The 3,110-nt window shown below is 75.0% G+C and carries 2 protein-coding genes; both read right to left on the bottom strand.

From position 1 onward, the window contains the following. Positions 1-59: 59 nt before the first annotated feature. On the bottom strand, positions 60-2,012 hold the full coding sequence (gene hppD / locus KS423_RS42200) for a 4-hydroxyphenylpyruvate dioxygenase (RefSeq protein WP_224285009.1): 1,953 nt from the start codon (positions 2,010-2,012) through the stop codon (positions 60-62). 105 nt (positions 2,013-2,117) lie between these two features. Next, the coding region (locus tag KS423_RS42195) for a beta-ketoacyl synthase (RefSeq protein ID WP_224285008.1) at positions 2,118-3,110 on the bottom strand (993 nt) is incomplete at its 5' end.

Here is a 3,110-nt window from a genome sequence, read left to right as displayed (position 1 = left end):
CTGCGCACCGGGGCCGCCGGGCGGTGCCGCAGCGCCGCCGGCCGTGTGGGCGGGCGCGGTCACGGCCGTCCCCGCCAGACCGTCGGGCAGAACCGCGGGTCGGCGTAGTCCGGACGGCCGTCGTCCGTGCGGCGCACCAGCACGTCGTGGTTGTACACCACCGGCTCGCCGTCCGGCCGGTCGTGCCCGCGGTACTCGTTGGCGCCGTCCTGGAGGTGCAGCGAGACCGCCCGGCGCGGGTAGGAGGCCAGGTTGGGGCCGCTGCCGTGGTAGGTGCGGCAGTGGTGGAAGGACACGTGGCCGCGCGGGATCGGCATGGGGACCTTGTGCACCTGCTGCCCGTTGTGGGCGGCGTTGGCGGCCAGGATGTCCTCCAGCTCGGAGCGGTCGCGGTCGGCGAAGTGCCGGGTGGAGTCCTCGCCGGAGGGCAGCTCCTGCCAGCGGTGGCTGCCGTCGACCATGGTGATGGTGCCGTTCTCCGCGCGGCAGTCGTGGAACGGGATGAAGGCGGTGAGCATCTCGTCCGAGGTGCAGGTCTGCCAGTAGTGCTTGTCGAAGTGCCACGGCACCTGGTTGCTGGGCTCCTCGGGCACCGGGGGCTTGTAGATGAGCGTCGACTGGAAGATCCGGACCTCCCCGGTCCCGGCGAGCAGCGCGGCGACCGCGCCGATCAGCGGCTTGCGAAGGATCGCGCCGATCGCGTCGCTCTCGTAGTGCACGTAGTCGTTGTGCCGCTGGACCGGCCCGTCCGAGGGCCGCCAGGAGGCCGGCCGGGGCGGCCGGACGGGCAGCTCGCGGTCGCGGTGGCCGGCGTAGTACAGCTCGGTGGCGGCCTGGAGGGTGTCCAGTTCCTCGTCGCTGAAGAGCTTGCGGGAGAGGTACCAGCCGTGTTCGCGGTAGTGCGCCACCTCTTCGGGGGTGGGCAGCAGGGCACGCTCGGCCTCGGTGAGCCGGAACTCGGGGGCTGCGGGCACCGCGCGGGCCTTCTTCGGATGTGCGGGGGCGGGCCGGTCGGCGGCGGTGGGGCGGTGGATGCCGGTGGGGCTGTGCCGTTCGACGGCCTCGTAGAGGGCCTTGATGTTCGCGGTGCCGAAGGTGCCCGCTCCCTGCCGCTCGATCAGTTCGAGGAAATACGTGTGCCGGGGGTGCGTCGAGCGGGCGAAGATCTGGAACAGCTGGCCGCCGTGGTCCTGGTCGACCAGGACGTGCAGCTCGCGCAGGGTCGCCACCGGGATGGCCGTCTCACCGAAGCGCTCGGTCAGGGCGTCGAAGTAGGCGTCCGGGGTGGTCAGGAACTCCACACCGCGCTCCCGGGCGGCCCGGACGGCGCCGGCGATGTCGCGGGTGCCGAAGGCGAGGTGCTGGACACCGGCCCCGCCGTGGGCGGCGAGGAACTCGTCGACCTGGCCGGGGCGGCGGGTGGCGTCGGGCTCGATCAGGGTGAAGGTGGCGCCGCCGGAAGCGCTCTGCACCACCGTGGAGTCCATCGCCTGCTCGCCGACCTCGATGTACTCCTCGAAGATCGTGCGGAAGCCCAGTGCGTCCTCGCAGAACCGCACGGCGTCCGCGAGCGTGCCGGCCGGCAGGCAGATCGCGACGTGGTCGAGGTCGTCCAGCAGCCGGGGTTCCGGGGCGGGCCCGTCACAGGGCAGCGGCACCAGGCGCAGGGCGGTGTCGCCGAAGCCCTCGATCAGGGCGCCGGCCCGGTCGAGCACCCGGGCGCCGTGCCGTTCGGCCCGCTCCAGTGCGGCCTCCGGGTCGGCGCAACCGAGTGCCAGGACGGCGACGCCGTCCCCGTGCCGGGCGACGTACTCGGCCACTGGGTGCTCCGGGTCGGCGGCGGAGGTCAGCCGCAGTCGGATGGTGCCCTGGCGCAGCGCGACGGTGCGGACGCCGTCCGGTGCGGTGGCCGGGGCGTCGGCGGTGAAGCCGTGGTCGGCGCGGAGTCCGGCCGCGGTCTTGTCGGCGTCCGCGCAGTGGAACTCGACGTGGGTGATGGTCTGGATGGACAACGGGATCTCCCCCCGGAGGGATGGCGGATCGAGGATCGGCGCACTGCCGCCGCGCGGCGGTGGGCGGCGGGCGACCGCTGTCGGGCGGCGGCTGTCGAACGGGCGCTATCGGGCGGCCCGGGTGGAGGCCGGGCCGAGGATCAGGCTGAGGTTGTGGCCGCCGAAGGCGAAGGCGTTGCTCAGCGCGGCGCGCACCGGAGCGGTCCGGGCGGCGCCCCGGACGTGGTCCAGGTCGCAGGCCGGGTCGGGATCGGTGAGGTTGAGCGTCGGCGGCAGCGTCCCCCGCGCCACCGCCAGGGCGGTCACCGCCGCCTCCAACGCGCCCGCGGCGCCGAGGAGATGGCCGGTGGCGCCCTTGGTGGAGCTGACCGCGGGCGGGTGCGCGCCGAAGACGGCGTGCAGCGCGGCGGTCTCGGCCACGTCCCCGAGCCTGGTGCCGGTGCCGTGGGCGTTCACGTAGTCGATGTCGCCCGGCGCCAGGCCCGCGTTGGCGAGTGCGGCGCGCATCGCGTCGGCGGCTCCGGTGCCGTCGGGGCGGGGCATGGTCGGGTGGTGGGCGTCGGTGGAGGCCCCCCAGCCGAGGAGGTCCGCGTACCCGGCGGCGCCGCGCGCCTCGGCGTGCTCGGTCCGCTCCAGGACCAGGACGGCGCTGCCCTCGCCCAGCACGAAGCCGTTGCGGCGGCTGTCGAAGGGCCGGCTGGCCTGCTCGGGTTCGTCCCAGCCCTGCGCCAGGGCACGGGCGTTGGTGAAGGCGGCGGCGATGGTCGGGTGCAGCGAGGACTCGGTGCCGCCGCACACCACCACGTCGGCGTCGCCGGCCCGGATCAGCCGCAGCCCCTCGGCGATCGCCTGGGCGCCGGCCGCGCAGGCCGTCACCACGGCGGAGCTGTAGCCCCGGATGCCGTGTTTGATGGCGATCCGGGCGGCGGCCATGTTGGAGAGCATGCCGGGCAGCAGGTACGGGCTGACGCCGGGGCGGCCGCGCTCCAGCCGGCGGTGCGACTGCTGCTCGAAGGTCTCCAGCCCGCCGCCGCCGGTCGCCAGCACCACGGCGGTGCGGTGCGGGTCGGCGTCCCGGCCGACCGCCAGGCCGGCGTC

It is taken from the genome of Streptomyces sp. LS1784 (assembly GCF_020103755.1).
Classification (GTDB): Bacteria; Actinomycetota; Actinomycetes; order Streptomycetales; family Streptomycetaceae; genus Kitasatospora.
Note: the sequence above shows the minus strand (reverse complement) of the source record. Positions and strands in the feature narration are given on the sequence as shown.